Below are 25,292 nucleotides of genomic sequence, written 5' to 3'. Positions count from 1 at the left end.
TCAGTCCTCCACCTTGCGCGGGCCGGCCTTCCGCGACGCATCGAGGATCGGGTGCTCCAGAACGTAGACCTTGGTCGCTTCGTACTGGTCGGCGATCCACTGGTCGAGCACCGCGATCTCGATGCGCCACTGGCCGCGGCCGCCGATCTTGATCGCCGGCAGGTCCCCGGTGCGGACGAGCGCGTACACCTGGGCCTCGGTGCTCGCGAGAAGGGTCGCGACGTCGCTCAGCGTGTAGAACCGCGGCGCGACCAGCGACGTGCGCTCGAGGGCGGACTCAGTCGTTCTCCGTCGCATGGCCGAGATGATGCCATGGCGCTCCAGCAGTTCAACTGCAGGCGTGAGACATGCCCAGGCGATCCCTGGAGGTCCCAGCGGGAGGTCAACTGGGGGCGGTGGCGCCGACCGACCCTGAGATGCCGGGCGAGAGCTGCAACCTTCATCCTGGCCCGTCCTTGCCGCGCGACCGCACGCGCTGCACAGACCACAAGGACCTCGCGGGCGGCCGTCCGGGGACCGCCCCGCACCGACTCCGAAGGGCGTACTGCTGAAACCCCCTTGCTCCGCGGCGTCGCGTGACCTCGCCCCGTGTGTCGTCCGGTTGGCGGCAGGGTCGCAGCGCCGTCTAGGGCGCCACGTCCTCTGTCAATCGTGTCCGGCGGTAGTTCTCGGAACTGATCGGAGTCCTGTCGTCGGTCAGGACGTGCGTCGCATACGTGCGCAGCCCGTCTGCGTCGCGGACATCCCAGATGCCGCCGTAGCCGGGCTCGGTCAGGAAGCCGCGGGCAGCAAGCCGGTGCAGGACGGCACGAACCTGAGCGCCGGAGAGGCCCGTCCGTTCGCTCATCTCGGGCGTTGAGATCCCATCGACGATGGCGTCGACGTGTCCCATGACCGTGACCAGCACGCTCGAGGGAGTCTGCGGCGACCGGATGAGCTTGTCCTCGATGAGGGCTTGGCAGCGTTCCATGGTGAGCATCAGCACCTGTGCGTACTCGGCTGGGAACCGGACGTTCTCCGGCATCCCGTAGCGCGCCGCGTCGGGCATGCGGCCGCACTCGCAGAGAAGGCTGCGCGGCACCTCAGGGACGCGAGCCACGACGCGCGCGATGCGCCCGCAGTCGCAGCGGACCCCCGTGTAGACGCTCGAGGTGAGTGTCTGTGTTGCTGAACCCGACCGGCGACGGCGTGTGCCGGTGGTAGGCCGGGATGGGGCGACGGTGGGTGATGTCATGGTGACGTTGACGACCGGGTCCCAGTCCGGGATGCGGCCCTTGGACCGAACCGTCCGGGTCAGGCGGGCGTAGCCGTAGGTCAGACCGCCCGGGGTGTGCTGACGGAGCAGGTCGTGGTCGACCTCGTCGTGCCGGGCGCACAGGTGTGCGAGGAGCTGTCGCTCCGGTGAGAACGTCGTGTACCGGCCGAGGTTGGCCCAGCGGAAGTCGGGGTCGGTGTAGTACCCCGTGATCCAGTCCACGAACGGCTGCGCGCGCCACTGAGGGCCGACCCAGTCCGGGAAGGGGCTGCCGTCCATCCCGTGAAGCACGACGTACGGCAGCTCAGGGAACAGGGCGTTCAGCAGGGACAGGAGCGCGGGACGCGTCAGGGTGCCGGCGTCGGTGAGCCGCGTGACCAGGACAGCTCGAGGTTCCCGCTCGTTGAACGTGAACGACCGGTCGGCGATCGAGGTGGTCCCGCGCCCGGCCGCGCCCACGCGCCAGCGGATCGGTCCGATGGCCACCACCGAGTCGTCGCTGGTGCCGAGTCGCAGGGTAGCGGCGGCATGCCAGATCCCGTTGTCGTCTCGGTGGAGCGACAGCTCGGGCATCACCGTGTGCAGCGCCTCGTACTGCGCTTGGCTGATCTTCTTCGGACCTGTGGCCAAGTGCGCGAGGGCGACGGCCACGACCTCGTTGTACGTGTGGAACGGCCCGGCCAGTGGCGCCTCGACCGAGGTCGCGCGCGCACGCTCCAGCTGGGCGGTCACCTCGCGGCGGCGGGCGCGCAGGCGATCCTCCTCGGCCGAGTAGTCGGCTACCTTGTCCGGGTCGGAGGTCGACAGGACGATGGCCCGGGCTCGTGCCACGAGCTGGTCGAGCTCGGTCAGTTTGCCCTCGAGAAGCTCGACCCGGGCGTACGCGGAGGCTGCCGCCGTGGCCGGGCGCCCCGTCAGCTGGTACAGCGACGCACCGTCGGGCAGCCTCCGGACCGGGACGCCCTCGCGGCACGCCTTCGCCGCGGCGCGCGCGAACCCGGCCAGCAGCAGACGTGCATCGAGGTATCCGAGCGTCTCGGGTTCGCTCCGGGTGTCAGTGACCGGGGCAGCGCCGCCGGTGCGAGGTGGCGAGCTCGTGTCGTGCGCCGCCTGGGTCAGCGTTGAAGTGCTCACGGCAGGTCAGCTCCTTCGGGGTCGCGCTCGGAGTGCGCGACGGGCTTGGCCCGCAGGACGAGGTCCTTGCGGTCGGTGCCGACCGGCCAGCGACGCACGGCGTACTTGTTGTTGGCGGCGATGTTGATCTCGTAGTCGTACTGGTCATCGCTCCAGCGCCGGCCTGTCAGCGGGGCGATGTGGGCCCTGGCCTGGGCCGGTCCGCGACCGGTGGTCTTCGTCCACGCCCCGGTGCGCATCACCGTGCTGGGCAGCATGTGCATGTGCAGGCTGGGGTTGACGCTGTCCGCTTCGACGTCCTTGGAGAGAGGACGGGGTCGACGGGTGGGTCGGTCTCGGATGGCGTCGCGGGCGAGCCTCTGGACGTACGCGGCGTAGCGGTCGAGCACCTCTGGTTCGGCCCATCCGCCCTCGGGGACGGGGACCCGGCACAGCATCTGCAGCTCGCCGCTGTCATGGATACCGGCCGGCTCGTTCCGGCTCGACCCGTGCCCATCAGGGTGGGTGAGCACGTCCGCGTCCAGCTCGGCACGCAGCATCTGAACGGCGGGCCCGGCTGGGTTCAGCGCGTCGGCGAGAGCTGTCTGACCCATCTCGCGGCGCATGTCCGCGACGGTGCCCGCGTCGTAGCGCTGGATGGGAACGCCCGCCATGTCGGACAGCTCGCGGAACGGGTTGCGGTGTCGGTACAGGTACTCGCCCTGAATCCAGATGGCCGCGCAGGCGTTCAGGCGGCGTTCCAGAGCGACGGGGTCGCTGAGGGCATCGACCGTGCTCTGGCGGGCGCCACGCTTCCCTCGCTGGGTCATCACGCCGAGCCTTGCGAGCTGCTGCTGCTTCTCGGACGGGGCGCCGTCCGAGCTCAGGACCAACATCATCTGCCGGACGTTCGCGCGCAGCTCCGGCCGGGGGAGGAGGACACCGTCGTCAGTGAGCGCGTAGCCGAAGGGGACGAACTGCTTGCCGCGTGGCCAGAGGCCGCGGCGCCAGCGTGCGATCGTCCCGGCGGTGACGCGCTGAACGATCCAGTCGCGTTCCATGGCGGCCATCATCGCGAGCACCGCGAACAGCAGGCGGCCGACGTGCGAGTTGGGTCCTGAGAACTCGAACCGGACGTGACCTGCGACGACGACGTCGACCCGCCTGTACATGGCCGCTTGCAGCAGGTTCGCTTGGTGGTCGGACCGGACGAGGCGGCTGACGTTGGCGGCCACGAGCTCGATCGGGTGCAGGCGCTCGATGACCTCGATGAGGATCTGGGTGAACTCGTTCAGGCCAGCCTCCGTCTCGGTCGCGGCTGAGGCCATGGACCAAAGGTGCCAGTAGCCGCGATAGGAGAAGAGGACGGCGACGGTTCGCCCGCGGGTGATCCGCTCGACAAGGACGGTTTCCGTCTTGCCGTCCGTCCCCGTCATGGTGATGGAGCCGCGCGAGTCGAGCGGCTCGAGGCCGAGCGCGAGGACTGGGGCGACTCTCGGGTCGTCCGCGTAGGGCTGGTAGGTCTGGGCGGTCATACCCTCGAACATGAGGCGATCCTGTTCGTCGGACTCCCGATTCACGAAGAGGCGCAGGACGCGGTATCCGAGGATGGGGCCGCCGGTGTGGGCACCTGGCTCGTCCATGACCGCGCGCCAGCTCGGCGAGGACGAGTTCGTGACAGGAGAGCGGCTCCCTACGGGGTGCGTGGTTCCGTGAGGTGCGGAAGGGGCCGGCGTTTCTGTCGGCTTGTGCTGGGACATCGTTCAAGCTCCTGGGGTCGGTGTTGCGGTGGGGGTGGTGGCGCAGCTAGTCGAAGCCAGGCCACCAGTACGAGGTCGTAGAGGACTCGATCGCCGTTCACGACGCTGATGGTGGGTTCCATGAGATCTACGATGTAGTTTCAAAACTACACAGTCAAGAGTTTCGACTCCGCGGGCCGGGCGACCTTGTGTCGGAGAGCCGAAGCTGTTTCCTGCCTCGCTCGAACACAGTGCGCGCGCTTGCGCGGCACGCAAGGAGGTGGCGCGGCGGCGCCTCGATGTGTCCACAGTGGAGGCCAGTCGATGTGCCATGGGTGCGGCGGCGACCTGCCAGAGCCGGGCCTGATTCCATGCCCTCAGCTCAGCGCGGTTGAGGCCAAGGTCCGTGCCCAACTGGGGCCGCCCGAGGGGTCGAGCGTGGTTGTTGCCGAGGGCGCCTTCGACGCGCTCGCGGTGCCCGCGAAATGCTCGCGCTCATGCTCACCGCGTCGGCGCTCCGCGGTCAACCCGCGTCCCGACGGTCGCGGGCGCCACCGTCGGGCGAGCCGGCTTGCTCCCGGACCTGCGCCGCCTGGCGCCGCCGCACCTGACTCGCGTTGGCAAGGATCCGCCGTTATGCGCGCACAGGGCGCCTCCAATCCGAGGCTGCACCTGGTCGGCTACGGCGACTGGACCGGACCCGCGTCACGCCACCCTCATCGGCGTCGGCCGCACCGATCCTGACGCGGCCCCCCTCCATCTCCGCCCAGCTCGCGCGCCCCTGAATGAGGCATCTACGACGTCCTCGAGAACGAGACCGCGGACAAGTGTCGTGTGCAAGGTATGACGACGACACAGACTGAGCCCATGGACTCCACCGACGAGCTCGACCCGTCCGGCGCTGAGCTCGACACGCTGCACCGGCAGAGCCTCTTCATCCCCGAGGACGAGGCGACGCCGGAGGTCTACCCACGTCTGACGAACCTGTCGGCAGGCTTCCTCTTCGACGTGGTGGTCCGGCCGGTGGAGGTCGAACCGGTTGAGTACGTCTGCATCGGGGTGGACGACTCGCTCGAGACGGCAGGAGTCGTCGCACGCTGGAACATGCTCTGGGAAGCCGGCCAGTTCCGTCGACGGTTCTTCGACCGCGACGAGCTGCCGCCGGCTCTGGCCCGGCTCGCAGACCTCGGAGACGTCAACATCGCGGTCGTGCCGAAAACGTCCTCACGCTACTTCGAGCACTCGCCGCTGCTGCACATGCTGCCCCGAGGCGCCCTGGAGCGGCATGGGCTCCCGCTCATGCGGTGCGGGTTCTGGCCCTACTCGACCCATCACGCGCCGGTCGACCGATACCTGCCCGCAGACTTCGAGCAGCGGCTCGCGCGAGCGTGGGCAGCCCAGGTGTGGCCGCACCTGCTCGCGGGGTCACGGATGTCGGCCTTCTCCAAGGACGACCCGATCAAGCTGCTAGCGCACAACCTCGGCTTCTGGGTGCCGGCGGCAACATCAGCGATCCAGGACGTCCTGGGCTCGTTTCCCCTGATCGGAGACCCGGTCGAGCAACGCCCCTTGCGCCTCGTCGACGGGAGCGAGCTGCCCGGCGCTCATCTCGGGCGGGTGCGCGCTGGCGGAGACGTCTGGGCCGGTGAGGAGGAGGCGCAACAGATGCTCACCGCGACCGTGCGGCGCGCTGACTCGACCGGCAACCTGCGCGCGGTCCTCGATGCCGTGAAGTCCAACCGGGTTCACGACGACTTCTCTGACCGGTGGTCGCCAGCGCGCGAAGACTTCGAGCGCAAGCTCAACCACACCCGGGCCAAGGTCAAGGTGTCCTTCGTGGAACTCCCGGACGACACTCCCGTGCAGGGGCCCGAGAGCGAGGTCGTCGGTAACCTCGTGACGAACGACTTCCTGGCTCTGCTCGACGAACGCCAGCGTCGCATCGTGGTGCTCCTGAGTACGGGCGTCACCCGCCAGCAGGAGATCGCGGAGTTGCTCGGGTACGCCAACCACTCGCCGGTGTCGAAGCGTCTCGCGGAGATCCGCAGCCTTGCCGCAACCTACTTCGGGCTCTCCTGACCCGTCGGGCGGCCGCGGGCAGGGTCGATGCCATCAACGACTCCTCAGCAACTCCGTCCAGTGAGAGCGGCAGATGAGCGCGGGGCGGCCTACCGCGGTTGCCCTCCGGACGAGTTCTCACGGCCTGCGATGGCCGCGAGCGTCTCGCGGGCCGAGTGCTCTACGAGCATCGGCACGAGGTCCCTGATGCCGCCGCTGAGTGCCGACTGCGCCAGCCGCACCGCGGTCAGGACGTGTAGCTGGCGCAGCCCATGAATCCGCGGGAGACGCTCCGGCCTCGCGCCGTCGCGGGCAGGGTTCGCGCTCGGGTCGCGGCCTAGCTGGTCAGCGATCTTGAGCGGACCCACGCGTGGACGGAGGCGGTGAACTCCGAGCTGTCACGCTGCTCGCCGCGACCGGCTGCGTTTTCGGGCCCGGACATCACGCGGGATCGCCTCGCCCGGCGCCAGGCACTCGGACCGGGCCGAGCCCGCCTCGCGCCCGTGGGGCTGCCAACCGCGCGTCAGTTGCTCTCACCGGGTAACGGCAGCATCCGGCACGCCGAAGGGCGTGCCGGATGCTGGTGCGTCGGTCGCGGGTATCGCTCCGGCTGGGTCACGCCGGTGTCGCTCGTTGCGTCACAGGGCAGCGATGACCGACTCGAGGTGCTCGCGCCCGCTGCGGTAGTAGCGCTCATTGACGACGTTGGTGTCCTCCCAACCGCCCACGGCCGTGAGCTGGCCCGGCTGCAGGTTGTACACATCGACGCACGTGCGTGCGAAACGGTGCCGCATGGAATGCCACACGAGATCGAACTGCACGCACTCACGCGTGACCGTCTCGTAGTGGCGGGTGTCGCTGTGCCACTCGTCACAGGTCTCGACCCAGGTCTGCGTGGGCCACCCGGCCGCGAGCGCGGCCGGCGTGAAGTACTGCTCGTGGAAGGGGCTGTGGTGGAACATCCCTCCCCTCGGCGCCGGGAAGAGCAGAGCCTCCGGGTTCGTCCCGGCGGTCTGTTCGCGCCGGGCTTCCTCGCATCGGGCGCGCAACGCCTTCAGGAGCTTGTAGCCGGTGACGGAGCGCTTGTGGGCGACCGTGCGGCGGGTCTTCTCGCCCTTGGGGAGCTTGCGCCGATTGTCGCCCTCGGAGACGCTTGCGGATGCGTCGATCTGCCAGTTGATCGCTATCACGGCTGCACGTTTGAGGAAGGTGACGTCGTCGGCGGTCAGCTGGAAGAGCTCACCCCATCGGGGCCCGGCGTCGCACGCGAGCTCGATAGCAAGCCGTCCCCACGCCGGGAAGATCCTGTCGAACTCCGTCGCCAGCGCAACTATGCGGGCGATGCTCGGAGCGTCCTCGTCCCGGATGTAGTTCGGGTTCTCACTGACATCGCGGGCACGACCAGCGCGCTTGGGGGCGGCCGTACCCTTCAGCGCGGGCAGGACGCGGACCGCGCCGGCGGGCAGCATCTCGGCCTGCGCTGCGGTGAAGTAGTGATGACGGTGACCCCAGATGAGCAGACCCCGTAGTGCGGACGTGTTGTGGTCCACGCTGTTGCGGGTACCGCCCTGGGCGCGCAGGACGTCGGCAAGGTCGCGGTCCATCTGCATCGCCTGCAGGTGTTCGCGACCCCGGATCATCCTGTTGAGACGCTGCTCCACCTGACGGAGATGGGTGCCGCTCCAGGGGACACCGTCGTCGCGCTGGTTCTGGTCATCGGCGTTGATGTACGCGGTGACGAGGTCCTGAAGGGGAGTCAGGCCGCGCGGACCCATCGCGCGCGCGAGGCTGGCGTCGATCGGCGCCGCCTTCGTCATCGCGCCTTCTAGGGTTCGGCCTCCACTCGTGCCACCGCGCCTACCGTCCGGCTTGCGCCAGGTGAGGCGGTAGTACGGGTCGGAGCCTGCAGGGGCGAGGATGCTCACCCGTCCGACGTGTGTGACCGGGTTGTTCCTGACCTGGGTGCTCGCGCTCCGGGCGGTCATCGCGACACGCTCCTTTCGGCGCGGGGGGAGTAGTCCTTGATGGGGCGGGGCAGTGGCACGCTCTCGGCATCGGCCGAAGGTGTCGCCGGGACGACCGTCGTGTCGGTGCCGGTGCCGGTGCCGGTGCCGATGTCGTTGCCGTCGGCTGGCGTCTTTGGCATCTCGCGCTGCTGGGTCCGGGGCCGGCGAGGGAGGCGACGGACCCAGTCGAGGACCTCCTTGCGGTCCCAGAGGTGTCGTGCGCCCAGCACGAAAGGTGCCGGGAAGTCGGTCTGGTAGGTGTATTCGCGGGCGCGGTCGACGCTCACGTGCAGGAGTCGGGCCACATGCTGGATCGTGTAGATGGGGTCCGCGGTGTCGGGTTGGACGGTGTCATGAGTTGGTGTCATGACACTGTCCGTCCGGGTCTACGTATCGAGCGCAGTCAGGTGGCCCACCGGTTGGAAGGGACGTGCGTCACACAGGACTGCTCGTCGAGCTGGGCAGGCCGCCAGGCTCTCGCAGTCTCCGGGCAGGTCGCGCCCCGGGACTTCGAGCGTGAGCTGCGACAGGTTCGCGCATGCTTGCAGGATAGTGGTCTATCCCTCAAAGGTGAAGGTTTAAAACGACGCTTGTGACGCTGCGCACAGCGTCGCCAAGAGAGTGTCCCTAGGTGGTCTCTAGCGGCGTCGAACGGCGCGCGCATCGCGCGATCACGCCGGGCGTACGCCGAAGGCGTCAGAGCTGGGTCACGAACTCGTGATCACCCAGACGCGAGAGGTCAGCGCTTGCAGCCGCTGCGAACGCAAGCGGGCCGGGATGCGGTCGAGCGGTGCTGCCTGCGTTCCCGACCGGCGCTGTGAGCGGTCCTCCATCGGGGATCCGGGCGGACAACACCTGGCCAGACCTCGGACCTGCTGGCCCGGGACCGTGGCCCTACCTCAATCGTGCCCGCACCGGCCTGCTCGCTGTTGCGGGAAGGAACTCCTCTGCCCGTTCCATCCACCGGCCCATGTCCTGACCTGTCGCTCACCGTCGGCGATGTCGGTGGCTGCACCTACCGTAGTTGCACCGATGTAGTTCGCCGGGGGGCCTGGTGGCGGCATCGTGCGGAACCCCACCTCAACGTCGCGGCCGGGACCGCTTCATCGAATGGATCGACAGACCGGGGGAGATTCCCATGTCCAGTACCTCACACACCGCTCAGTTGCTCGCTGACGTCCGTTCCCAGCTCGCACCGGACGATGTGGTCATCAAGGAGGCGCGCGCCCGCCGCGACGCCGTGCGCGCAGCGGGCGAGTCGTTCGCTGGGGGACTTCGGTCGTTCACCTCCGGGTCCTTGGCGCACGGGACAGCGAACTGCCCGGTGCACCAGCGCGACAAGGGGCTCGACGCGGACTGCGGCGTCGTGCTCGATCGGCGCGTTCACACGAACCTCGGGCCGGACTCCGCGCTGGCGGACGGGCCGGTGGAGGTCGTCGAAGAGGTGCGTGACTTCATCGCGGCCGTCGTAGCACCTACGTACAGCAGGGCGACGTTCGAGATCACCAAGCGCGCCATCCTCATCACCTTCAACGAGCCGCTCCCGAGCGGCGAGGACCCGACCGTCGATGTCGTGGTCGGTCTGAGCCGCAAGGATGCGCCGGGTCTCTGGATCCCCAACACGGAGGCGGACACGTGGGACCCGTCGCACCCGGAGCAGCACACGGCGCTGCTCACGAGTGGGCCCCGGGACCTGCGGCGTAGCCGAGCCCGTGCCATCCGGCTCGCGAAGGCGGAGAACAAGAGGATCGCTCCGCCGCCCCTCTGCTCGTTCAACCTGGAAGCGCTGGGATACATGTACGTCGAGCCGGGGCTGTCGGAGGCTCAGGCGTTGCTCGCCCTGTGGCGTGACGGCGCCACCGACCTGAGCGCCCGCCTCACCCCAGACCCCGCGGGTATTTCGGCGGACATCAAGGTGGAGGATCGGCTGCTCGCGGCCGCGAGGCTTCGTGAGGCGGCCGGCCGGCTTGCCAGCGCCCTCGGCCGCGACTGGGACGCGGAGTGGGTGCGACGCCAGCTACAGCCGCTGTGGCCGGACTTCATCGCGGACGGCACCGACCAGGGCAGCACCAAGGCCCGGCTGGCAGCGAGCATGAAGAACAAGTCCAGCCTGTCGGTGACGACAACCGGCGCGCTGACCACGGGCGCCGGACTCGGTCTGAAGCACCCGCGCTCCTTCGGGGCGCACTGACCGTGCGTCCCACCCGTCGGCGCCTCTCCTGGCTGGAGGACATCCCTCGGCGGCACGCGCTCGCGGCCTCCGCCCGGGCGGCCTACCCGGACCTGCGATGCCGTCGCCCGCACCGCCCAACAGGGCTGGTCTACACGTATGACGCCATCATCGACGTGCCCGGGTACGACGCTCGGCGTGTGCGCCTGGAGTTCTCACCTGTGAGGCCGGACACGCCACGGGTCCTCGTAGACGGCCCGGTAGGTCCTGCTGCATCCCCGCACCGCTTCGACGACAGATGGCTCTGCATCTGGCATCCCGCGGATCGGGCCGAGCGTCGATGGGTTCCCGAGGATGGCCTGCTGGCTCTGTTCGGGATGGTCGCCGCCCACCTCTTCAAGGAGGCGTACTGGCGCGAGACCGGCGAATGGCTGGGGGACGAGGCTCCACACCCTCCAGACGAGGACGATCGCGCCGATGCGCTCCGGACGACGGGATCCCCGCTGTGATGTCCACCGACGGCATCCTGCACGCCGCCCTGACGAGCGCGCAGCACGAGGTGACTGCCTCGCAGACCGGCGGCGTGACCGGCCTGTTGCTGTCCGGCCTGATCTCGGGGGCCGTCCTCGCGGCTGTCATCGGTGCACTGGCGAACACCGCACTCGCTCGGAGAAAGAGTCTCGAGGAGGAGCGCGCCCGGGTGCGAACCGTGTTCGCCGAGGCGTTCGAGGCCGTAGCCGCGTACAAGGAGTTCCCGTATGCGATCCGTCGTCGACGGGCGGACCAGCCGGCCGAGGAACGCATCCGGCTCTCGGAGGACTTGCGCAAAGTCCAGGCGCGTCTCACCTACTACTGCGCGTGGACGTTGGCCGAGTCGCCGGCCGTGGGTCACGCGTACGGCGCGCTCGTCCGGGACCTCCGCGCGGTTGCCGGCGGGGCGTGCCGGGAGGCGTGGCAGGCTGAGCCGATCACCGCGGACCGAGACATGAACATCGGACCCGACCTAGTGGACCTGTCCGCGTTGACGAGCCTCGAGGAGGCGTACACCTCCGCCGTGGAGACCCACCTGAGTGCGTTCCTGCGCCGCAGGAGCCTGTGGCGCAGGACCAGCTAGGCAGGATCGCCCGGGGGCTGGGCCGCAGGTTGTCTCCTCCGCTCGCGCTGCCCGCGCGGGTCGAGGGCTGACGAGATGGTCCGACCCGTCCCCGGCGACGTGCAGGACAGGGCGGCCCGCCCAGACGGGGCCGCCCTGCGTGCGAAAGCGGTGCGAAAATCGAATGGCGGCCACTCCCAACACGGGTGTCTGCGCAGGTCAGCGCCGCGAGAGGCCTAGGGAGCCGCCGAATGCTCAGATGTCGCGGAAGACCTCGATCGTCGCGCCGAGGGCGTTGAGGCGCTCGGCGAGGTCCTCGTAGCCGCGGTTGATGACGTAGACGTTGCGCAGCACCGACGTGCCGGGCGCGGCAAGCATGGCGAGCAGCACGACGACCCCGGGACGCAGCGCCGGCGGACACACGACCTCGGCCGCACGCCAGCGGGTCGGCCCCTCGACGATGACACGGTGCGGGTCGAGCAGCTGCACCTTGGCCCCGACCTTCGTCAGCTCGGTGAGGTAGATCGCGCGGTTCTCGTAGACCCAGTCGTGGATCATCGTGCTGCCCTCGGCGACCGCGCCGATGAGGGCGAAGAAGGGCAGGTTGTCGATGTTGAGGCCCGGGAACGGCATCGGGTGGATCTTGTCGATCGGGGCGTGGAGCGGACCGGGGATGGTCGTGAGGTCGACGAGGCGGGTCTTGCCGTTGGCCGACGTGTACTCCGGCGTGAGGTCGTACTTCATCCCCATGCCGTCGAGCGTCGCGAGCTCGATCTCGATGAACTCGATCGGCACGCGTCGGATCGTGATGGCGCTGTCGGTGACGACAGCGGCGGCGATGAGGCTCATGGCCTCGATGGGGTCCTCGCTGGGGGCGTACTCGACGTCCACGTCGATCTGGGCCACACCGTGGACCGTCAGCGTCGTGGTCCCGATCCCGTCGATCCGGACCCCGAGCTTCTCGAGGAAGAAGCACAGGTCCTGGACCATGTAGTTGGGGCTCGCGTTGCGGATGATGGTGGTGCCGGCGTGGCGGGCCGCGGCCATCAGGACGTTCTCGGTGACGGTGTCGCCGCGCTCGGTGAGCACGATCGCTCGATCCGGGCCGACGGAGCGGTCGGAGCGCGCCTCGTAGAAGCCGTGGGTCGCGGTGACCTCGAGACCGAAGGACCGCAACGCCGCCATGTGGGGCTCGACGGTGCGGGTACCGAGGTCGCAGCCACCGGCGTACGGCAGCTGGAAGGCCTCGTGCTCGTGGAGCAGGGGGCCGAGGAACATGATCACGGTGCGCGTGCGACGGGCGGCCGCGACATCGATGTCGTCGAGGTTGAGCACGGTCGGCGGGATGATCTCGAGGTCGCTGCTGTCGGGCAGCCAGCGCGTCTTGACGCCGATCGAGGCGAGCACCTCGAGGATGCGGTTGACCTCCTCGATGCGGGCCAGGTTGCGCAGCGTGGTGCGACCCCGGTTGAGCAGGGCGGCGCAGAGCAGCGCCACCGCGGCGTTCTTCGAGGTCTTGACGTCGATGGAGCCGGTGAGCTTCTGGCCGCCGACGATGCGCAGGTGCTGGGGGCCGGAGTGGCCGAGCGAGACGAACTCGGAGTCGAGCGCGTCACCGATCTTGGCGAGCATGTCGAGGCTGAGGTTCTGCTTGCCCTGCTCGATGCGCGTGACGGCGCCCTGGGAGGTCCCGAGGAGCTCCGCGAGGTCCGACTGGGTCATCCCCTTGTGGCGTCGCGCGTCGCGGATGAGTCCGCCGATCCGGGTCAGGTAGGTCTGAGGCACGTCGAAGAGGCTAACTCATATATGAGTTACGGCAAATCCGCCGCACGGCCGGAGGCCACGGACCGGGACGTCCCGGGGTCCGTGGCCTCCGAACAGCGATGGCGTATGCCGTGTGGCTGGGTCAGCCGCGTGCGTTGGCGACGCCGACGGGGAGGAAGCGCGAGCCCGTGACGGCCTCGGCCACGCCGGTCCGGTCGAGGAGCGGGGTGATGCCGCCGTTCCAGAACTGGAAGCCGGCGCCGCTGATCATCGCGAGGTCGATGTCCATCGGCGCCTGTGCGACACCCTCGTCGAGCATCCGTCGTGCCTCGTCGGCCAGGACCGTGAGGACACGCTGCCGCACCTGGGCGAGGTCGAGCACGACCGGCTCGGCCGGCTTCTCGATGAGCTCGGCGACCTCGGGGTCGAGCACCGGACGGCCCGAGCTGAGGTCGTAGAAGCCGCGCTTGCCGGCCGCGACGATCCGCTGGAGCGTCGGCGAGGCGTAGAAGCGGTCCGGGAAGGCCCGGACGAGCGTCTCGCCGTTGTGCAACGCGATGGCCGGCCCGACGAGCCCGATGAGGACGAAGGGCGGCATCGGCGCCAGGCCGGCGAAGGCGCGGTCGACGACCTCGATCGGCGTGCCCTCGTCGAGGATCTTCGCGGCCTCGCCCATGAAGCGGCCGAGGAGTCGGTTGACGATGAACGACGGCCGGTCCGCGGCGCGGATGCACGTCTTCTTCAGCGCCTTCCCGACGGCGAAAGCCGTTGCGAGAGTGGGGTCGTCGGTGTGCTCGCCCGGGATGATCTCGAGCAGCGGCATGACGGCCACCGGGTTGAAGAAGTGGAAGCCGACGACGCGCTCCGGGTGCTCGAGCGTCGATGCCATCTCGGCGATCGACAGGCTCGACGTGTTGGTCGCGAGCACGCACTCGGCCGACACGACGGCCTCCACCTCGGCGAAGACCTGCTGCTTGACCGACATCTCCTCGAAGACGGCCTCGATGACGAAGTCGGCATCGGCGAAGCCGTCCTTGCTCGTCGACCCGGTCACGAGGGCCTTGTAGCGGTTCAGCTTGTCGGCGTTGAGGCGTCCCTTGCCCGCGAGCTTGTCCAGCTCGGCGTGGACGTAGCCGACGCCCTTGGCGGCGCGGTCGTCGTCGATGTCGGTGAGAACGACGGGCACCTGGAGGCGCTGGAGGAAGAGCAGCGCGAGCTGGCTCGCCATGAGCCCGGCGCCGACGATGCCCACCTTCGTGACCTTGCGGGCGAGCTGCTTGTCGGGAGCGCCAGCAGGCCGCTTGGCGCGCTTCTGCACGAGGTCGAAGGCGTAGAGGCCGGCACGGAGCTCGTCGCTCATGAGCAGGTCGGCGAGCACCTCGTCCTCGGCGGCGAAGCCCTCCTCGCGGGTCGCCGTGCGAGCCGCCGCGAGCAGGTCGAGGGCGGCATACGGGCTCCTGGCCTGTCGGCCGGTCTTGACGTCGGCGAGGCCCTTGGCCCTGGCGATGGCGGCATTCCACACCGTCTCGTCGCGGTCGACCTCGGGACGCACGACGGTGACCTCACCGGAGAGGACGCGGGCGGCCCAGGCGATCGACTCCTCGAGGAAGTCGGCCGGCTCGAAGAGCGCGTCGGCCATGCCGAGCCGGTACGCGTCGACTCCCTTGAGCATGCGGTTCTGGCTCAGCGGGTTGTCGATGACGACGGTGATGGCCTTCTCGACACCGATGAGGTTGGGCAGCATCCAGCAGCCGCCCCAGCCGGGGACGAGGCCGAGGAAGACCTCGGGGAGCGCGACGGCGGGCACTCCGGCGCTCATCGTCCGGTAGGTCGCAGACAGCGCCAGCTCGACGCCACCGCCCATGGCCGCGCCGTTGACGAACGCGAACGTCGGGACCGGCAGGTCGGAGAAGGCGGCGTATGCCGCGTGGCCGGCCCGGGCGATCTCGAGCGCCTGGTCGCGCGACCCGATGAACGGCACGCCGGTGAGGTCGGCGCCGACGGCGAAGATGAACGGCTTGCCGGTGACGGCCACGGCGACGATCTCGCCCGCCTCGGCGCGCTCGCGCAGGCGCTCGACCGTGGCGGCGAGGCCGGCGATCGACTGCGGGCCGAACGTGTTGGGCTTGGTGTGGTCGAAGCCGTTGTCGAGGGTGACGAGCGCCAGGGTCCCGGCGCCGCCCGGGAGGGCGACGTCGTGCACCGGGGTGCGGGTGACGACCTCGGACGCGAAGTCGGCTGCGGCCGTGGGCTTGTCGGTCGTGGTGGCGCTCACTGGGCGATCTCCTCGTCGGTCGTGGTCGTCGTCGAGGACTCGTAGTCCTCGTGGTGCGGGTTCTCCCAGATGACGGCGCCGCCCATGCCGATGCCGATGCACATCGCGGTCAGGCCGTAGCGGACCTCGGGATGCTCCTCGAACTGCCGCGCGAGCTGGGTCATGAGGCGCACGCCGGAGCTGGCCAGCGGATGACCCGTGGCGATGGCGCCGCCGTACTCGTTGACGCGAGGGTCGTCGTCGGCGATGCCGAAGTGGTCGAGGAAGGCGAGCACCTGGACGGCGAACGCCTCGTTGAGCTCAAAGAGACCGATGTCGCCGATCGTCAGGCCGGCCTTGGCGAGGGCCTTCTCGGTGGCAGGGACCGGACCGACGCCCATGACCTCGGGCTCGACGCCGACGAACGAGAAGGACACGAGGCGCATCCGGACCGGCAGGCCGAGCTCGGTGGCGGCCGCCTCGGAGGCGAGGAGGCACGCGGTCGCACCGTCGTTGAGCCCGGCCGCGTTGCCCGCGGTGACGTTGCCGTGCGCGCGGAACGGCGTCTTGAGCTGGCCGAGGTCCTCGACGGTCGTGCCGGGACGCGGCGGCTCGTCGGCGGTGGCCAGGCCCCAGCCCTGCTCGGCGTGTCGCGTCGCGACGGTGACGAGGTCGCGCTGGATCTTGCCGTCGGCGTACGCCTGGGCGAGCTTGTCCTGGCTGCCCACCGCGAAGGCGTCGGAGCGCTGCTTGGTCAGCTGCGGGAACCGGTCGTGGAGGTTCTCGGCGGTCTTGCCCATGACGAGGGCGTCGGGGTCGACGATCTTCTCGGACACGATGCGCGGGTTGGGGTCGACGCCCTCGCCCATGGGGTGGCGGCCCATGTGCTCGACGCCGCCGGCGATGGCGATGTCGTAGGCACCGAAGGCGATCGAGCTCGCGGTGTTCGTCACGGCCGTCATCGCGCCGGCGCACATCCGGTCGACGGAGTAGCCGGGCGTCGTGTTCGGCAGGCCCGAGAGCAGCGCCGCCGTGCGGCCGAGGGTGAGGCCCTGGTCGCCGATCTGGGTGGTCGCGGCGATGGCGACCTCCTCGACCTTGTCCTTGGGCAGGTTGGGGTTGCGGTGCAGCAGCTCCCGGATGCACCGGATGACGAGGTCGTCGGCGCGGGTCTGGGCGTACATGCCCTTGTCTCCGGCCTTGCCGAACGGCGTCCGGACGCCGTCGACGAAGACGACCTCATTGAGTGCGCGGGGCACGGTGCCTCCCAGTGGATCGAGGGTGATCGCGATGGATCAGGGGTCGACGGGCCGGCTCGGACACCGGCGTCGGGCCGCGGCAGCGCGCGACCTCCTCGATACTACTTCTCGGTAACTTCCCGGCCAACGGGCCTCCGGGTGACCATCCTCACGACGGCCCGGCGAGCGAGGGCACGCCTCAGGCGGGAGGGTTCTCGGTGCAGGCGAGGGAGATGAGCGGCGCGGTGATCGTCGTCTGCCAGCGACGTGCCCCCATGGTCGTGAGCGCCTCGGCGACCTCGGCGGTCGACGGGGAAGCGGGACCCTCCCACAGGAAGCGGCGCAGCAGGTCGGGGGTCAGGAGGTTCTCGACCGGCACGGCGAGCTCCTCGGAGATCGCTCCGAGCAGCTCCCGGGCGCGGGCCAGGCGGGCCGCGGCGACGGGGTCGCGGTCGGCCCACGCCTTGGGCGGTGGCGGGCCGCTCGGCGGGAGGGCCAGGACGGGCAGGTCCTCGTCGGGCAGCGCGAGAGCGCGCGCGACGACCTCGATGATCGCCTCCTGGTGGCGGCGCACCGAGCGCGCCAGGCGGGGCTCCGCGGAGCCCACGGTGCGCGGCGGCTTCGTCGCCCGCTGGTTGGCGATGGCGATCTCGCTGATCGCGGCATCGGGCAGGACCCGTCCGGGGGAGGTGTCGCGCTGCTGGGCCGCGGCGTCGCGCCAGAGCCACAGCTCTCGCACGATGGCCAGGCCACGACGGCCGCGCACCTTGTGCATCCCCGACGTGCGCCGCCATGGGTCGACGCGGGGCTCGGGGCCGGTGAAGTCGAGCAGGTGATCGAACTCCTCGGCGGCCCAGGCCGCCTTGCCCTGCGACGCGAGCTCGGCGGCCACCGCGTCACGGAGGTCGACGAGCACCTCGACGTCGAGGGCGGCATACCGCAGCCACGGCTCGGGAAGGGGGCGCACCGACCAGTCGACGGCCGAGTGCTCCTTGGCGAGCTGGAGGCCGAGGTAGTGCTCGACCATGGCGCCGAGCCCGACCCGGGGCAGTCCGGCCAGCCGGCCGCCGAGCTCGGTGTCGAAGAGCGACTGCGGGTGCAGCCCGACCTCGGCGAGGCACGGGAGGTCCTGGGTGGCCGCGTGCAGGATCCACTCGGCGTCGCCGATGGCCTCGCCGACGGGGGAGAGGTCGGGGCAGGCGATGGGGTCGATGAGCCAGGACCCGGACCCCTCGCGCCGGATCTGGACGAGATAGGCGCGCTGTCCGTAGCGGTAGCCCGACGCCCGCTCGGCGTCGATGCCGACGGGCCCGGTGCCGCTGCCGATGGCCTCGGCGGCCCGGATCAGGGTGCGCTCGTCGACGACGACGTCGGGCACCCCGTCGCGGGGGTGGGTCAGTGGGACGAGCTCGGGGACGACGCCGGGTGCGAGGTCGGCGGCCTGGGCGTCGTCGAGGTCGTCGGCGGGCTCGTTCGGCTCCGCCGTCACCGTCGCTGCCCCGGGAGGGGGACGACGCCGTCGGGCAGGGGCGGGATGCCGGCGATGGTGCAGAGCATGTCGGCCCAGGCGCGCAGGTGGTCCGTGGCGTCACCGCCGACCGGGGTCCACGAGGCGCGGATCTCCATCTCGACGCTCGCCTCGCGGTCGGCGAGACCCGCGAAGCTCTCGCTGACCACGCGGGTCACCGTGCCGGCCTCGGCGGTCCAGCCGAGGTTGCGGTTGGCCAGCGAGTCGGTCAGCCACGACCACCCGACCGCCCCGAGCATGGGGTCGCCGGCGAGCTCGGGCTCGAGCTCGGCCCGCGCGAAGGTCACGATGCGCCACTGGCCGTCCCACGTGTCGGGGGCTGCCGGGTCGTGCAGCAGGACGAAGCGTCCGGTCGCGAGGTCGTCGTCGGGGTCGGCGACGTCGATGACGTCGGCGGTCAGGGCTGCGGCATACGGGGCGATGCGCGTCGGCGCCGGCACCTCGGTCAACCGCACCTCGGAGCGCAGACGGACGTCTCGCAGGGCGCTGAGCGTCCTGGCGAAGACCGCGCCGTGGTTGCCCGGCAACGTTCGCGTGTGCACCAGACGAGGGTATGCCGGAGTCGGGCGATCTGTCCTCAGGGCGCGCCGGACGCGCGTGGCGCGGGGGCACGCGCTTGCCGTGGCAGGATTGACCGGTGCCGACCACAGCCCCGCCAGACACCCGCCAGAGCGATCTCGTCCGCGCTGCGCGCCGCGAGTCGGTGACCCGGACGCCGGTGTGGTTCATGCGTCAGGCCGGTCGTTCGCTGCCGGAGTACCGCGCCGTCCGCGAGGGCATCCCGATGCTCGAGTCGTGCATGCAGCCCGACCTCGTCACCGAGATCACGCTCCAGCCCGTGCGCCGCCACGGCGTCGACGCGGCCATCTTCTTCAGCGACATCGTCGTCCCGCTCAAGGCCATCGGCGTCGACCTCGACATCGTCCCGGGTGTGGGCCCCGTCGTGGCCCACCCGATCCGCACGGCCGCCGACCTCGACCAGCTCGTGCCCCTGACCCCCGAGCACGTCCCCTTCATCACCGAGGCCGTGGGCCAGCTCGTCCGCGAGCTCGGTGACATCCCGCTCATCGGTTTCGCCGGAGCGCCCTTCACCCTCGCGTCCTACCTCGTCGAGGGTGGGCCCTCCAAGAACCACGAGAAGACCAAGGCGCTCATGCACGGCGACCCCGAGCTGTGGGACGCCCTCTGCGCCAGGCTCGCCCAGGTCTCGGGTGAGTTCCTCCGCGTCCAGGCGCAGGCCGGCGCCAGCGCCGTCCAGCTGTTCGACTCGTGGGCGGGTGCGCTGTCGAAGGCCGACTACGCCGCGCGCGCCATGCCGCACTCGTCGGTCGCTCTCGCAGCGGTCGCGGACCTCGACGTGCCTCGCATCCACTTCGGCGTCGGCACGGGCGAGCTGCTCGCTCTCATGGGGGACGCGGGTGCCGAGGTGGTCGGCGTCGACTACCGCGTGTCGCTCACCGACGCCGTGGACCGCCTCGGGCCGACGTATGCCGTCCAGGGCAACCTCGACCCCGCCCTGCTCTTCGCGCCGTGGGACGCCCTCGAGCGCCGCGTGCGGGAGATCGTCGAGGAGGGGCGCCATGCGCCGGGCCACATCTTCAACCTCGGCCACGGCGTGCTGCCCACCGTGGACCCCGACGTGCTGACCCGGGTGACCGAGCTCGTCCACGAGTGCTCGAGCCGCCGATGACGACGGCGGCACCGTCAGTCGCTCGCTCCAGCCTCACCATGCTCGGTGGGTCGGTCGCATCGCGCGTGCTCGGGGTCGTGCGCAACGGCCTCATCACCGCGATCATCGGCGCCAAGCTCGCCGGTGATGCCTTCTCCCTGGCCAACACCCTGCCCAACGTGCTCTACGTCCTTGCCGCGGGCGGCATCCTCAACGCGGTGCTCATCCCGTCGCTCGCGCGGGCGATGAAGCTCGAGGACGGCGGCCAGGAGTTCACCGACCGCGTCATCACGGTGGCCCTCACGGCGATGGCGGTCATCACGGTCGTCGTCATGGCCGCCGCCGGAGGGTTCGTCTGGCTGCTCGCCCGCAACTCGTCGCCGGACTTCAAGGACCTCGCGCTCGCCTTCTCGCTCATCTGCCTGCCGCAGATCTTCTTCTACGGGCTCTTCGCCCTGCTCGGGCAGATCCTCAACGCGCGCGGGCAGTTCGGCGCCTTCGCGTGGGCCCCCTTCATCGCCAACGTCGTGGCCGTCACCGGGCTGGTGCTCTTCCTCTTCGTCTTCCCGAAGGACGCACCCCGCGGAGCCCCCGGGCGCGACCAGCCGCGGGACCCGTCCGAGTGGACCGGGCCGATGATCTGGCTCTTCGCCGGCTCGGCCACGTTGTCCGTGATCGTCCAGGCGCTCTCCCTCATCCCTGCGCTGCGGCGGACCGGCTTCCGCTACCGCCCGCGATGGGGCCTGCGCGGCGTCGGCCTCGGTGGAGTCAGCCGCCTCGCCCTCTGGGCCTTCGGCGGCCTGGCGGTGTCACAGGTCGGCTTCTTCATCAGCCAGGGCGTCCTCAACAACGCGACCGCCTCCGCCACGACGCTCGGTCTCGAGGACGCGGTACGCGGCCCGGCGGCATACGCCATCGCCTTCACGCTCTTCATGCTGCCGCACGCGTTCATCACCGTCTCGATCATCACCGCGCTCTTCCCGCGCTTCTCCGCCGCCGCAGCGTCCGACGACAAGGCGAGCCTGCGCCGGGACTTCCGCACCGGCCTGACGATGCCACTCGTGGCCAACGTGCCGATCATGGTCGCGGTCATCGTGCTCGCCAACCCGATCGTCGCGCTGCTCAACCCCGGCATCGAACCGCGCTCGGTCGAGGTCTCCGCCAGCGTGCTCATCATCATGATCCTCGGGCTCGTGCCCTTCGGGCTCGACCTGCTCTGCTACCGCATGTTCTTCGCCCTCGAGGACGGCAAGCCCACCGTCATCATGCAGGTGCTCCTGACCGGCATCAGCGCTCTTGCCGGCGTCGTGACGCTCTTCATCAACCCGGTCTGGGCCATCGGCGTCATGGCGATGGGGCAGACCGTCGGCAACGTCGTCAGCTCCATGGTCGGCCTGTACCTGCTGCGCCGGCGCATCGGGACGCTCGGGCTGGGCGCCGGTCTCGTCACGGCCTCGCGGGTCGGCGTCGCGGCCGCCGTCGCCGGCGTCGTCGCGTGGGGCGCCACCCAGGTGCTCGACCCGATCACGAGGTCCGCGGTCGAGGGGTCGACCTCGGCCCTCAAGCGGATGTTCGCCAGCGCGCTGGAGATCGGTCTCGTCGGTCTCGTCTTCTTCGTCATCTACCTCGGCATCGCCCACGCCATGCACGTGCGTGAGGTGCGGCAGGTCGGCGACATGGTCCGCCAGCGGCTCGGTCGCTGACCCGAGCCGCCGACGGCTCCTGCACTGCTCTCGGCTCCGGGGTGTCAGTCGTCCGTCGTGGAGGCGGGCGCTGAGGCCGGGGCTCCCGCGGGCTGCGGGGTGGGGCCTGCGGCGGGGGCGGCGTTCACGGCGGAGGCCGCTGCCGGCGTACCCGCGACGCGGCGACGCCACAGCCGCAGGGCCAGCAGGGTGAGGGGCACGAGGAGGACGAGCCACGGCAGGAGCGCCGCGAGCCCGGTGAGGATGACGGTGAGCGAGCCGAGGAAGCTCTCCCACGCGGTGCGCAGCCCACCGCCGAGACCACTCTCGGTCTGCACGGGGGTCGTCGCGTCGGTCCAGAGCGTCACGGTGACGTCGCTCGTCGTCGTCATCGCGTCGAGCTGCGCCAGACGCTGGGTCAGCGAGTCGAGCTCGGCCTGACGGCGGGTCAGCTCGCTCTCGAGAAGGATGACCTGCTGGAGGTCCGTCGTCTTGGTGAGCAGGGCGCGCACGCGGGTGATCCCGTCCTGCATCGGCTCGATGCGCGCCTTGGTGTCGACGTAGGTGTCGGTGACGTCCTGGGACTGGGACGAGCGGTACGACACCGTCCCGATCCTCGACAGCTGCGTCAGGACGTCGTCGAGGGTCTTGGCCGGGACGCTGAGCACCATCCGGGCCTCGTCGACGCCGACGGTCGGCAGGGACGAGCCCGACTCGAGGCGGGGGTCGACCCCACCCGGGCCGGTGGGACCACCCGTGGGGTCGACCGAGGTGACGACGTTCTCCGAGGTCACCTGGCCTCCGGCGTCCGTGGCGATGACGCGGGCCCGAGCCGCCGACCCGGTGAGGTCGGTCACCTTGATCCCGAGCCACGCGGAGCGCGCGATCTTCGGCTCGATGACCGCGACCGAGGCGGCGACGCCGTTCCCGAGCGTGCCCGGGTCGGCGGCGGGCGCCTTGGCTCCGGCCGAGGCGTCGGCCTGCGGCGCGAGGTCCGGCCCGACCACGCCGCTGCCCGTCACGGCACCACGACTCGCCTCCCCGGCTGAGGCCGCGGACGAGGAGGATGAGGTCGAGGCGGTCTGAAGAGCCTTGAGGCCCAGAGGTATCGCCAGGGCGAGCACGGCGACGGCCACCAGGACCATGGCGAGGAGGCGCCGACGGGCGGGTGGGAGCTGAGAGAGACGCGGCAGGTGTGGGGTGGCGGTCATGGCGAGCCTTTCGACGGGTCGCCTCCCGTGCCGCACCTGGTGGTGGTGCTGTGGTGCGCACGGTGTGCGTGGCGACGTCCCTTGTCACCAGAGACACGCAGCCGGACCCGATCGTTGCGCCGCCCCGACCCGGTCGAGGACGAACGAGTGGCGGTCGACGAGCTCGCAGCGCGAGCCGTCGTGCCGGTCGACGAGCGGCAGCCGGGCCACGACGGCGACGGTTCGGTCCTGGCCGAGACGGGCAGCGAGGAGGTGGAGCGTCAGGGCGCCGGCGCGGGCGTGCTCATGCGCCCAACATGTCCTCATCGGTCGGGGCCCGGCCACACCGCCGGAGCCGGGATGGGAGAGTGGCGCCATGGGCAGGACGGTCGCGGTCATCGGCGGTGGGATCAGCGGGCTGGCGGCCGCCTGGGAGCTCAGTCGCCCGGGCGCCGACGTCTCCGTCACGGTCCTCGAGGGCTCAGACCGGCTCGGTGGGAAGCTGCGCCTCGAGGACGTCGGCGGGGCGCGCATCGACGTCGGCGCCGAGTCGGTGCTGGCTCGTCGCCCCGAGGCCCTCGCCCTCATCGAGGAGCTCGGCGTCGCGGACCTGACCACGCATCCCGGCCCCGTGGGCGCGTCGATCGTGTCGCGGGGCCGGCGTTGGCCGATGCCCCGCGGCACGGTGATGGGCGTGCCGGCCGACCCGGAGTCGGTGCGGGGGCTGCTCAGCGACGACGAGGTGCAGCGCCTGGCGCACGAGCAGGTCGACGGCCCCGTCGTCGGTGACGTCTCGGTGGGCGACCTCGTCGACGCCCGCCTGGGCCGCGCCGTGACGGACCGCCTCGTCGAGCCCCTCCTGGCCGGTGTGTACGCCGGGCACGCCCGCGAGATCTCCGCCGAGCAGGCCGTCCCGGTCCTCGCGGCCGCCGCGCACGAGGGTCGACCACTGCTCGACGTGGCCCGTGCCGCGGCCGAGGTGGCGGCGAGCGGACGGATGGCCGATCGCCCCGTCTTCGCCTCTCTCGTCGGCGGCCTCGGGACGCTGCCCGAGGTGCTCGAGCGCGAGATCGTAGCCGCGGGTGTCCGCGTGCGCCGTGGCGCGGTGGCCCGCGGGCTGCGCCGCGACGGCGACGGGTGGGTCGTGTCGACAGGTCCCACGACCGACGTCGTCGAGGAGCGCTTCGACGCCGTCGTGCTCGCCGCCCCAGCAGCGCCCGCCTCGCGCCTCCTGCGCGAGGTCGCACCCGAGGCCGCAGCGGCGCTCGCGACCGTCGAGTACGCGTCGATGGCCATCGTGACGTTCGCCCTCGAGGGTGCCGCACCGGCCGTCCTCGACGGCAGCGGCTTCCTCGTCCCGCCCACGGAGCCGCTGACGATCAAGGCGTCGACGTTCAGCTCGGTCAAGTGGCCCTGGCTCGCCGCCGCACACCCCGAGCGGACGTTCCTGCGCGCGTCCATCGGCCGCCACCGCGAGGAGGTCGCGCTCCAGCGCTCCGACGACGAGCTCGTGGCCGTGGCCCTCGCCGACCTCCGGACGGTGCTCGGTCCCGGCGTGCCCGGCCCCGTCGACGCGCACGTGCAGCGCTGGGGTGGGGGACTGCCGCAGTATGCCGTCGGGCACCGTTCGCGTCTCGCACCCACACGCGAGCTGCCGCCAGGGCTCTCGCTGTGCGGGGCGGCATACGACGGTGTCGGCATCCCGGCCTGCATCGCGTCCGGCCGCGCGGCTGCACGGTCGATCCGGTCGGTCCTGACCCGCTGACGTCGGGGTCCGAGCCGCTTGGGATGATGGGGCCATGAGCGAGCGCCTGACCCCGGCCGAGATGCGGGAGATCAACGACACCATCCGCTACTGCATGTGGTCGGTGTTCAGCACCGTCACGCCGGTCGGCGACGACCGCGACGCCGTCACAGCGGACCTCGAGGCGTTCCTCGACGAGATCGCCGGCGAGGGGGTCGTGGTCCGGGGCCTCTACGACGTCGCGGGGCTGCGCGGCGACGCCGACTTCATGGTGTGGTGGCACGCCGAGACGATCGAGCAGCTCCAGTCGGCCTATCACCGCCTGCTGCGCACCGAGCTCGGCGCGCACCTCGAGCCGGTCTGGAGCAACGCCGCGCTGCACCGCCCGGCCGAGTTCAACAAGAGCCACGTCCCCGCCTTCATGGCCGACGAGGTCGCCCGCAAGTACGTCTGCGTCTACCCGTTCGTCCGCTCCTACGAGTGGTACCTCCTCGAGGACGCCGAGCGTCGCGACCTGCTTCGCGAGCACGGGCAGATGGCGCGCGACTTCCCGGACGTGCGGGCCAACACCATCGCCTCGTTCGCCCTCGGAGACTACGAGTGGTTGCTCGCCTTCGAGGCCGACGAGCTGCACCGCATCGTCGACCTCATGCGCGAGCTGCGCGCGTCGCGCGCCCGGATGCACGTGCGCGAGGAGATCCCGTTCTTCACCGGGCCCAAGGTCGAGCCGGCCCAGCTCGTCGCCAACCTGCGCTGACCCCGGCGACGCCCGCGCACACCACCGAACCC

At 70.7% G+C, this 25,292-nt stretch carries 19 protein-coding genes; 7 read left to right on the top strand and 12 right to left on the bottom strand.

From position 1 onward, the window contains the following. The 3 genes from ASH01_RS15515 to ASH01_RS15505 all read right to left on the bottom strand — a co-directional run bounded on the left by ASH01_RS15515 (position 1) and on the right by ASH01_RS15505 (position 3,915). Positions 1 to 297, bottom strand: a complete 297-nt coding sequence (locus ASH01_RS15515; RefSeq protein WP_056777492.1) for a helix-turn-helix transcriptional regulator — start codon at positions 295 to 297, stop codon at positions 1 to 3. A gap of 328 nt (positions 298 to 625) precedes the next feature. Then, positions 626 to 2,389 carry a hypothetical protein gene (locus ASH01_RS15510; RefSeq protein ID WP_056777488.1) on the bottom strand — a complete coding sequence of 588 codons (1,764 nt, stop codon included), beginning with the start codon at positions 2,387 to 2,389 and terminating at the stop codon, positions 626 to 628. After that, positions 2,386 to 3,915 carry a recombinase family protein gene (locus ASH01_RS15505; protein WP_235509626.1) on the bottom strand — a complete coding sequence of 510 codons (1,530 nt, stop codon included), beginning with the start codon at positions 3,913 to 3,915 and terminating at the stop codon, positions 2,386 to 2,388. The genes ASH01_RS15510 and ASH01_RS15505 overlap by 4 nt, the downstream gene beginning before the upstream one ends. Before the next feature lie 1,059 nt (positions 3,916 to 4,974). Here ASH01_RS15505 and ASH01_RS15500 point away from each other — a divergent pair. Next, on the top strand, positions 4,975 to 6,186 hold the full coding sequence (locus tag ASH01_RS15500) for a sigma-70 family RNA polymerase sigma factor (RefSeq protein WP_156415596.1): 1,212 nt from the start codon (positions 4,975 to 4,977) through the stop codon (positions 6,184 to 6,186). A 617-nt stretch (positions 6,187 to 6,803) separates the two neighbouring features. On the opposite strand, the gene ASH01_RS15490 is transcribed toward ASH01_RS15500, so the two are convergent. Together ASH01_RS15490 and ASH01_RS15485 are read right to left on the bottom strand one after the other, a co-directional pair. Then, a complete protein-coding gene (locus ASH01_RS15490) occupies positions 6,804 to 7,982 on the bottom strand; it encodes a tyrosine-type recombinase/integrase (protein ID WP_056777479.1) in 1,179 nt (392 codons plus the stop codon). A gap of 164 nt (positions 7,983 to 8,146) precedes the next feature. Further along, entirely contained in the window at positions 8,147 to 8,458 is a 312-nt protein-coding gene (locus ASH01_RS15485; protein WP_156415595.1) for a hypothetical protein, read from the bottom strand. A 767-nt stretch (positions 8,459 to 9,225) separates the two neighbouring features. Between ASH01_RS15485 and ASH01_RS15480 the strand changes: the two genes are divergently transcribed. After that, on the top strand, positions 9,226 to 10,362 hold the full coding sequence (locus ASH01_RS15480; protein ID WP_156415594.1) for a hypothetical protein: 1,137 nt from the start codon (positions 9,226 to 9,228) through the stop codon (positions 10,360 to 10,362). 487 nt (positions 10,363 to 10,849) lie between these two features. Next, positions 10,850 to 11,455: a hypothetical protein gene (locus ASH01_RS15475; protein WP_156415593.1), complete on the top strand. Its 606-nt coding sequence runs from the start codon at positions 10,850 to 10,852 to the stop codon at positions 11,453 to 11,455. A 234-nt stretch (positions 11,456 to 11,689) separates the two neighbouring features. Here the strand turns inward: ASH01_RS15475 and ASH01_RS15470 are convergent, their stop codons facing one another. The 5 genes from ASH01_RS15470 to ASH01_RS15450 all read right to left on the bottom strand — a co-directional run bounded on the left by ASH01_RS15470 (position 11,690) and on the right by ASH01_RS15450 (position 18,760). Further along, positions 11,690 to 13,219 carry a helix-turn-helix domain-containing protein gene (locus tag ASH01_RS15470; protein ID WP_056777468.1) on the bottom strand — a complete coding sequence of 510 codons (1,530 nt, stop codon included), beginning with the start codon at positions 13,217 to 13,219 and terminating at the stop codon, positions 11,690 to 11,692. 121 nt (positions 13,220 to 13,340) lie between these two features. Beyond that, positions 13,341 to 15,473: a 3-hydroxyacyl-CoA dehydrogenase NAD-binding domain-containing protein gene (locus tag ASH01_RS15465; RefSeq protein WP_056777464.1), complete on the bottom strand. Its 2,133-nt coding sequence runs from the start codon at positions 15,471 to 15,473 to the stop codon at positions 13,341 to 13,343. Then, positions 15,470 to 16,711: a thiolase family protein gene (locus ASH01_RS15460; protein ID WP_056777461.1), complete on the bottom strand. Its 1,242-nt coding sequence runs from the start codon at positions 16,709 to 16,711 to the stop codon at positions 15,470 to 15,472. Before ASH01_RS15460 ends, ASH01_RS15465 begins: the two co-directional genes overlap by 4 nt. A gap of 178 nt (positions 16,712 to 16,889) precedes the next feature. Continuing rightward, on the bottom strand, positions 16,890 to 18,179 hold the full coding sequence (locus ASH01_RS15455) for an HRDC domain-containing protein (RefSeq protein ID WP_056777458.1): 1,290 nt from the start codon (positions 18,177 to 18,179) through the stop codon (positions 16,890 to 16,892). Next, positions 18,176 to 18,760 (bottom strand): DUF3000 domain-containing protein, encoded by a 585-nt coding sequence (locus ASH01_RS15450; RefSeq protein ID WP_020145570.1) that lies wholly within the window; start codon positions 18,758 to 18,760, stop codon positions 18,176 to 18,178. Before ASH01_RS15450 ends, ASH01_RS15455 begins: the two co-directional genes overlap by 4 nt. A gap of 95 nt (positions 18,761 to 18,855) precedes the next feature. Here ASH01_RS15450 and hemE point away from each other — a divergent pair, with 95 nt between their 5' ends. After that, the gene (hemE, locus tag ASH01_RS15445; RefSeq protein ID WP_056777455.1) at positions 18,856 to 19,908 is read left to right on the top strand and encodes a uroporphyrinogen decarboxylase; all 1,053 of its coding nucleotides are present in this window, start codon (positions 18,856 to 18,858) and stop codon (positions 19,906 to 19,908) included. Then, complete coding sequence (murJ, locus tag ASH01_RS15440; RefSeq protein ID WP_056777832.1) at positions 19,905 to 21,590, top strand: murein biosynthesis integral membrane protein MurJ; 1,686 nt, start codon at positions 19,905 to 19,907, stop codon at positions 21,588 to 21,590. Before hemE ends, murJ begins: the two co-directional genes overlap by 4 nt. Positions 21,591 to 21,634: 44 nt before the next feature. Here murJ and ASH01_RS15435 read toward each other — a convergent pair whose 3' ends face one another. Together ASH01_RS15435 and ASH01_RS15430 are read right to left on the bottom strand one after the other, a co-directional pair. Continuing rightward, positions 21,635 to 22,780: a DUF4349 domain-containing protein gene (locus ASH01_RS15435; RefSeq protein WP_082619873.1), complete on the bottom strand. Its 1,146-nt coding sequence runs from the start codon at positions 22,778 to 22,780 to the stop codon at positions 21,635 to 21,637. Positions 22,781 to 22,864: 84 nt separating this feature from the next. After that, entirely contained in the window at positions 22,865 to 23,137 is a 273-nt protein-coding gene (locus tag ASH01_RS15430; protein WP_156415592.1) for a hypothetical protein, read from the bottom strand. Here ASH01_RS15430 and hemG point away from each other — a divergent pair. Continuing rightward, entirely contained in the window at positions 23,136 to 24,524 is a 1,389-nt protein-coding gene (hemG, locus tag ASH01_RS15425; RefSeq protein WP_056777447.1) for a protoporphyrinogen oxidase, read from the top strand. The two genes, ASH01_RS15430 and hemG, sit on opposite strands and share 2 nt — an antisense overlap. A 34-nt stretch (positions 24,525 to 24,558) precedes the next feature. After that, on the top strand, positions 24,559 to 25,260 hold the full coding sequence (hemQ, locus tag ASH01_RS15420) for a hydrogen peroxide-dependent heme synthase (protein WP_056777443.1): 702 nt from the start codon (positions 24,559 to 24,561) through the stop codon (positions 25,258 to 25,260). The last annotated feature ends 32 nt before the right edge of the window (positions 25,261 to 25,292 follow it).

This window comes from Terrabacter sp. Soil811 (assembly GCF_001429655.1).
Lineage (GTDB): Bacteria > Actinomycetota > Actinomycetes > Actinomycetales > Dermatophilaceae > Terrabacter.
This window is presented reverse-complemented; position numbering and strand designations above follow the sequence as displayed.

What these genes read in the sequence shown, in the direction of transcription:
- ASH01_RS15490 (WP_056777479.1), bottom strand. Translation starts at nt 7,982, where the DNA reads ATGACGAAGGCGGCGCCGATCGACGCCAGCCTCGCGCGCGCGATGGGT.
- murJ (WP_056777832.1), top strand. Translation starts at nt 19,905, where the DNA reads ATGACGACGGCGGCACCGTCAGTCGCTCGCTCCAGCCTCACCATGCTC.
- ASH01_RS15505 (WP_235509626.1), bottom strand. Translation starts at nt 3,915, where the DNA reads ATGTTCGAGGGTATGACCGCCCAGACCTACCAGCCCTACGCGGACGAC.
- hemG (WP_056777447.1), top strand. Translation starts at nt 23,136, where the DNA reads ATGGGCAGGACGGTCGCGGTCATCGGCGGTGGGATCAGCGGGCTGGCG.
- ASH01_RS15515 (WP_056777492.1), bottom strand. Translation starts at nt 297, where the DNA reads ATGCGACGGAGAACGACTGAGTCCGCCCTCGAGCGCACGTCGCTGGTC.
- ASH01_RS15430 (WP_156415592.1), bottom strand. Translation starts at nt 23,137, where the DNA reads ATGGCGCCACTCTCCCATCCCGGCTCCGGCGGTGTGGCCGGGCCCCGA.
- ASH01_RS15500 (WP_156415596.1), top strand. Translation starts at nt 4,975, where the DNA reads ATGGACTCCACCGACGAGCTCGACCCGTCCGGCGCTGAGCTCGACACG.
- ASH01_RS15475 (WP_156415593.1), top strand. Translation starts at nt 10,850, where the DNA reads ATGTCCACCGACGGCATCCTGCACGCCGCCCTGACGAGCGCGCAGCAC.
- ASH01_RS15435 (WP_082619873.1), bottom strand. Translation starts at nt 22,780, where the DNA reads ATGACCGCCACCCCACACCTGCCGCGTCTCTCTCAGCTCCCACCCGCC.
- hemQ (WP_056777443.1), top strand. Translation starts at nt 24,559, where the DNA reads ATGAGCGAGCGCCTGACCCCGGCCGAGATGCGGGAGATCAACGACACC.